Annotated in this window: 8 protein-coding genes; 5 read left to right on the top strand and 3 right to left on the bottom strand. The window is 43.1% G+C overall.

Annotated features, from left to right (window positions below; genetic code table 11):
• From AB4517_RS17705 to AB4517_RS17685, 5 genes are all read left to right on the top strand, one after another.
• On the top strand, nucleotides 1-386 hold a 386-nt coding region (locus tag AB4517_RS17705), incomplete at its 5' end, for a hypothetical protein (RefSeq protein ID WP_372149026.1).
• A gap of 26 nt (nucleotides 387-412) precedes the next feature.
• Nucleotides 413-865 carry a hypothetical protein gene (locus AB4517_RS17700; protein WP_136978480.1) on the top strand — a complete coding sequence of 151 codons (453 nt, stop codon included), beginning with the start codon at nucleotides 413-415 and terminating at the stop codon, nucleotides 863-865.
• Nucleotides 866-969: 104 nt separating this feature from the next.
• A complete protein-coding gene (locus AB4517_RS17695; RefSeq protein WP_372149022.1) occupies nucleotides 970-1,374 on the top strand; it encodes a DUF1801 domain-containing protein in 405 nt (134 codons plus the stop codon).
• Nucleotides 1,375-1,568: 194 nt separating this feature from the next.
• Nucleotides 1,569-1,850: a hypothetical protein gene (locus AB4517_RS17690; RefSeq protein WP_017059577.1), complete on the top strand. Its 282-nt coding sequence runs from the start codon at nucleotides 1,569-1,571 to the stop codon at nucleotides 1,848-1,850.
• A gap of 78 nt (nucleotides 1,851-1,928) precedes the next feature.
• The gene (locus AB4517_RS17685; RefSeq protein WP_171732990.1) at nucleotides 1,929-2,444 is read left to right on the top strand and encodes a GNAT family N-acetyltransferase; all 516 of its coding nucleotides are present in this window, start codon (nucleotides 1,929-1,931) and stop codon (nucleotides 2,442-2,444) included.
• Between the two features lie 253 nt (nucleotides 2,445-2,697).
• Here AB4517_RS17685 and AB4517_RS17680 read toward each other — a convergent pair whose 3' ends face one another.
• The 3 genes from AB4517_RS17680 to AB4517_RS17670 are packed head-to-tail and all read right to left on the bottom strand — an operon-like array spanning nucleotide 2,698 to nucleotide 5,651.
• Nucleotides 2,698-3,357, bottom strand: a complete 660-nt coding sequence (locus AB4517_RS17680; RefSeq protein WP_017063903.1) for a sugar transferase — start codon at nucleotides 3,355-3,357, stop codon at nucleotides 2,698-2,700.
• A 9-nt stretch (nucleotides 3,358-3,366) separates the two neighbouring features.
• Nucleotides 3,367-4,554 carry a glycosyltransferase family 2 protein gene (locus AB4517_RS17675; RefSeq protein WP_372149019.1) on the bottom strand — a complete coding sequence of 396 codons (1,188 nt, stop codon included), beginning with the start codon at nucleotides 4,552-4,554 and terminating at the stop codon, nucleotides 3,367-3,369.
• Nucleotides 4,551-5,651 (bottom strand): glycosyltransferase, encoded by a 1,101-nt coding sequence (locus tag AB4517_RS17670; protein WP_017070860.1) that lies wholly within the window; start codon nucleotides 5,649-5,651, stop codon nucleotides 4,551-4,553. The genes AB4517_RS17675 and AB4517_RS17670 overlap by 4 nt, the downstream gene beginning before the upstream one ends.
• Between the last annotated feature and the right edge of the window lie 100 nt (nucleotides 5,652-5,751).

The following is a 5,751-nucleotide window of genomic DNA, read 5'->3' as shown; positions in this document are numbered from 1 at the left end:
TGTTTTCAATGACAATGGTATTTTGTACATACAGTTATGGCATAGAGAGCCACGTTGAAGTAATCACACTCACTTTAGTACTGTCTGGCCCTCTGATTTTTACATTTGCGCTTGTTGTCATTTTTTGTGGCGCACCAGTTATTAACAAGTACAAGTTACTTGGAACCATCGCAATTTGTGTGCATGGATTTACAGCCTCACTGCATGTGCTGTGGAACGGTTTTATGTTTGTCGATGTGATTAATAAACAAGGCTTAGGTCCGGGACAAGGTTATTCTGGTTTGATACTTTGGGTTGGTAGTATCAAGGCGATGCTACTTGGTTTGGTTGTGGGAGTATGCCTGCATTACTTGCTACGATTTTTTAGAAAGGCTGCAGTAAGATAATTGTTGGCTAGTTAGTGGATTGTTCGTTGTCTATAGGAGTTGCCACTGTGTTTTATAGTAAGGAATCCAACAAGGGATTGCTGCTCATCCTTGTTGCGATAAGCGCTTTCATTGTCGTTACCTCTGATAATAACCCCGGGACATTAATCGCTCACGCCATCAACGGCTTAATTGCTTTGCTCTTTTTCTCCATGACAATTGAGGTTAAAGACAATGTACTAAGCTGGTATTTCGGCTTTGGTTTTTGGCGTAAGAATGTAGAAGTGTCAGACATTACAGAGACATCGTTTTATCAAAGCAAGTGGTATCAAGGTATTGGTATCCGAATGCTGAGCGATGGTTGGTTGTATAATGCATCGATAGGTTCAGCGCTTAAGTTAAGCCTAAGCAATGGAAAGCATGTTTACATTGGTTGTAAGGATACGGACGGTTTAAAGCTGGCCTTGAAAACCGCTAACGAACAGATAACTCAAAATTGATTTACGAGGCTTGGCACTTTTCGTTTCAAGTTGGACTAATGTTTAAGGTTCTATGCTTTAAGTGAGCTGGACTTTAATATCACAACAAATGAATCGGAGGTTGAATGGACAGAGCAATCAAAACACATTTCGACGAGTATCCCGATGATGTTCGAGCTCGGCTTGAAGAGTTGCGTTCATTAATCTTTGAGCTTTGCTCTGATTTGGATTTAGGTGAAGTCGAAGAGTCTCTGAAATGGGGCGAGCCGAGTTACAGCGTTAAGACGGGCAGTCCAATTCGAATCGATTGGAAATTAAAATCGCCAAACAACTATTACTTGTTCTTTAACTGCCAAACTAAGCTAATCGACACATTCAGAGAATTGCACGATGGCACATTGGTATTTCAAGGTAATCGTGCAATCGTCTTGAAACTGACTGAACCACTTCCCGAGGCACCAATCAAGCAGTGCTTGGAGTTAGCCTTAACTTATCAGCAACGAAAACATCTCCCACTTCTTGGCGCGTAGTTCTTATATGTTGTCATTATATTTCTTAAACAGGTTTTCTGTGTTCTAGCTATCACTCTTTAAAGTGCTAAGACTGTACCATCTTGATTAGTATCAAGAGGCTAGGGAATCTCTATAACCAACGCTGATTGTATTGCTTACCGTTTAAAAAGGTGTTCTAGTCACCTTGTATTTCAAACTTAAAAGGAAGTTGTATGAATTTAGATAAAGCCAAAAAACGTATCGCAAAGCAGGTTAAAAAAGGCGACCACGGATACCCAAAAATCACGTTAGCGTATTACGGGACGACCAAAGATCTCGCAACGGAAGTCGCGGTTCAATTTATGCTGGGTGAGGGCGATGGTGTTCAAGAAGAGCGTTTTTCTTGTGAAACCGAAATCCGAGATAATGAATTAGTTCAAACGACGTTACTCAAGATAATCGAGCGAGCAAATGTTAACTCAGTGATTGAAGTTGAAGGCGTGGCTGTTCTTTAGTTTGCTTTAGCCTGGAAACGAAGCCAACACGAGAACTCAGGTGTATAATCCACATTTTTATCGAATTAGGCAGGACACATGGCGATCTCGTTTGAAACTCAAAGACTAAAAGTAGAAGAAGTCGCAGGTGAACTTACTGTTCCTGAACGTTCGGCTCTGCTTGAGCGAGTACCTGGCATTCTAATCCCGTCAGTCGTTGAAAACCTTCCACCATACTTTCACGGTATTGTGTCAGGTGAGCTGGCTGAAATTTGGCTCGACCGAATGTTGTCGGGGAGCCGCTTACTTCAAGTGAAATCCAACGATAATCAATTGATTGGTTTTCTGTTCGCTTATGTAGAAGACGAAAGTGATGCTCATATTGGCTACTTGCTTGCAGAAGAGTTCTGGGGCAAGGGTTTAGCGAGTGAGCTACTGAAGGGTTTCATCACAGAAGTCGCTAAAATGGAGTCATGGTCAACACTGATTGGCGGTGTCGATCGTTCAAACATAGCCTCTGCCAACTTACTTAAAAAGCTAGGTTTTGTTGAGCAAGCCTCTGACGAAAGTGCCGTGGTTTTCTATGAATATAAGCTTTCTCGTCTTAACTCTTAATTCTTAACTCTGAGCTCTCAGCTCTTAATTTCTAATCCCTAACTCAAGCCACATCTGCGTTATACATTCATTGCCAATGTTTACGTCAATTGATAGGGAAGAAACCTTATTACACCATTCAACTGAGAACCGAGAGCAGCGAGTCTAGTTAACGTGGGCTAATTCGGCACTCTGTGTTTCATTAGCGACTTTCCAATCGCCCCCTAAGGCTTTATAGAAAACAGGCTTTGTATCCACATTAGACCATACTGGTTTAGCGACCTCGACCATCTACCATTACGATGATTGTTTTAGAGATGATGCTGAGATCAGCGGCAATCCAAGACTTAACCGAACATAGGCTTAGTGCATAACTGTGGTCAAAACCTACTTTACGACGTACATCATCAATACAGGTGTCGTAACCTTGATTTACTTGTGCAAGCCCTGTAATACCAGGCATTACACCGTATGTGCGGTCGGCAAAGTAAGGAATTTCGTTCTCTAGTTTGGTGTAAAAAGTAGGGCGTTCAGGGCGCGGGCCAATTAGAGACATTTCACCTTTCAGTACATTGATCAGTTGTGGCAGTTCATCAAGACGTGTCTTTCTCAAAAAGCGGCCAACAGGCGTGATTCGTGGGTCATTCGCGGTAGCCCAAACTGCACCAGAGCGAGTTTCTGCATCCTCGTACATGCTACGGAATTTCATGATCTCAAAGATTTCCATTTTCTCCGGTGTCGATTTACCAACGCGCAATTGACGGTAGAAAATAGGGCCACGAGAAGTGAGTGCAATCGCCATCGCAATCAACGGAAATACGGGCGCTAGCAAAATCAAAGCAATCAGTGAGCTTACAAAATCGAAAGTACGTTTAGCACGTGAGATTTTGTATTGGTATAGGTTTTGGGTAGATAGCTGTTCGATGTTCATCATAATAAGTCCTTAATGATTTGCTCGTGTCCAAGGTGAGTTTTCTAGTCCGATTAGGTAACGAATGCCACCAATGAAGTTGGCGTAGTGTCCAACTATCAAATAAGAGATTAATGAAATAGGTTTGTTTACTAGACGCTTTGGCAAGATGCAGCCAAGGACGCCAATGGTATAAACGGCAACTTGAGCCCATAACAGCGCTTCAAATACCAAGTAGTTGCTAAGTAAGATTGAGCACACTAAGCACACAATCATTAAATAGGGAGTGAGTAGGCGAAGTCCTTTTCCTGAAAAGAACGCAAACGCGATGCCTTTAAACTTCGGGCTGAACAAGGCAAATAATCGAATCGCTTGTTGCATGTTGCCCGCTGAAATACGAAGTCTTCTTTTGAAGTCTGTTTCTAGGTTCGATTCTTCTAGCTCTAATGCCACCATTTGGGTTTCGTATTCGGCGATGTAACCTTGTTTAACGATTTGCATCGGTAAGATGAAATCATCATTAATAGTGTTGAGTGGAAGCAGTTCAAACAGGTGTGTTCTAAACAAGTAGAAAGCGCCATGAGAACCCAAGCTAGAACCTAACGAAGCCTCAGACTCTTTAACCGCGGTTTGGTACTGCCAATACGTGTTTTCGCCTTCATTGCCTGTTGGACAAAGTTGATACGTTGCGTTTACCACTCCAACCTTGTCACTTTCAAAATGAGCGGCAGCTATAAGCAAAGCATCCAATGAAATAAGGGCAGAAACATCACTCATCGCCGTGATATCACTATTTATACGTGTCACTTCTTCATTAACAACCGCGACTTTACCTCGGTTTACTTGATGGTCATGTATCTCAAAATAGACATCACTGCACATCGCTTCTTGTATGGTCATTTGTGCAATGGCGACTGTGTTATCAGTGCAACCATCGCAAGCGATAATGACTTCGAACTTCTTTTTTGGGTAATCGAGTGAAGCAAGGTTACGAATCTTGTCTGCGATCCACTGTTCTTCGTTAAATGCAGGAACAAGAACGGTGATGGTCGGCAACGTGCAATCTTGCTGTTCCTCTTTGTAGCAACGATGACTCTCTTCAACTTTGCGTGCGGGGTGGCTTTTCGCATACCAACGCAGTAACAAAGGGTAGGCTGCGTGATGATAGACAATCAACGCACCTGAAAACAAACAAAGTCCCGCAAGCAACCAATCAATCATGCGTAAGCTCCTTCTGATATATCGTTGTAAGACGAAACCATTTTGATGATGTCGAAGTTTTCGAGTACGTAACGACGAGGTGACAAAAAGCGTTCATTTTGCTTTTCTAATAGCGCACTAGCTAACCCCACAATGCTGCCGCTTTTGACGAGGGCGCCGCTGACTGGACATAAGGTTTCATCGACGGCACCAACGTCCATTGCGACGGTTGGAATATTGCATGCTTGAGCTTCGAGTGTAGAAAGCGGCAGCCCTTCGTGACGTGAAGGTAGGCAGAACGTATCCAACGCTCCGTAAAACGTGGTCATGTCTTCAACTAAGCCAAGAAAGATGACTCGGTCACTCAGATTCAAGCGGCTAGTCAGTTGCTCTAGTTGATTGCGTTTAGTACCGCCGCCAGCCAATGCGACAACCATGTTTGCAGGTAAAAGAGTCAGTGCTTTAATAAGTTGGTCTTGGCCTTTGACATGTTCTAGTCGACCTGCACAACCGATGATGTGTTTGTCTGTCGGCAGGTTTAGTTTTGCTCTCGCGTGTTCTTTCGACATTGGCTTAAACTTCTCACAATCAACGCCATTTTTGATGGTAATGATGTTCTCATAAGAAAAAGCAGTGCGTAGTTGGTTATAAACACGTGTCGCGTCGGCAACTAACGTTGGTTGAGCGGCTTTAAGTGCTAATGCTTGTAAGCGACGACGTTTGTTGTTGTTCAGATGCCAAGCGTCATGTTCGGTATGGATTCGAGTTGGAACCCCGGTTACGCGAGCGGCATAACCAGCGTATAACAGTGGGCCAATATGATGGGTATGAACCACATCAGGGCGAATCGCGTTGAAGGCTTTAATTAGCTTAATAATGATATTGAATTGTACGCCTGGTGCTTTATCCAAAAAGACGATTTGCTTTTTGTATGGCTCTAGCTTCGGCCAGTTGTTTATAGACTCTTGTTTAGTACCCTCTAAACTGACAATCAACACTTGGTCTGTTGGTTTAGCAAGGCGCAGCAAATCCAGAGTTAGGGTTTCTAATCCACCCGGTGCAAGGTGCTGAACAACGTGTATGATCTTTTTGCCATGCTTCGTTAAATGCGTATTCATAGTTTGGACCCTGCCTTTATAATTGTTGTTTCGCCTTTCTGACGTTTCTCTTGAAGTAACTTCTTTAAAACGTTTAACTACACAAGGAGATTGCAGGAGT

Source organism: Vibrio sp. 10N.222.52.C3, assembly GCF_041474195.1.
Classification (GTDB): Bacteria; Pseudomonadota; Gammaproteobacteria; order Enterobacterales; family Vibrionaceae; genus Vibrio; species Vibrio crassostreae_C.
This window is presented reverse-complemented; position numbering and strand designations above follow the sequence as displayed.

Coding starts and splice junctions, on each gene's coding strand:
- AB4517_RS17670 (WP_017070860.1), bottom strand. CDS start 5,651: ATGAATACGCATTTAACGAAGCATGGCAAAAAGATCATACACGTTGTT.
- AB4517_RS17680 (WP_017063903.1), bottom strand. CDS start 3,357: ATGATGAACATCGAACAGCTATCTACCCAAAACCTATACCAATACAAA.
- AB4517_RS17695 (WP_372149022.1), top strand. CDS start 970: ATGGACAGAGCAATCAAAACACATTTCGACGAGTATCCCGATGATGTT.
- AB4517_RS17685 (WP_171732990.1), top strand. CDS start 1,929: ATGGCGATCTCGTTTGAAACTCAAAGACTAAAAGTAGAAGAAGTCGCA.
- AB4517_RS17690 (WP_017059577.1), top strand. CDS start 1,569: ATGAATTTAGATAAAGCCAAAAAACGTATCGCAAAGCAGGTTAAAAAA.
- AB4517_RS17675 (WP_372149019.1), bottom strand. CDS start 4,554: ATGATTGATTGGTTGCTTGCGGGACTTTGTTTGTTTTCAGGTGCGTTG.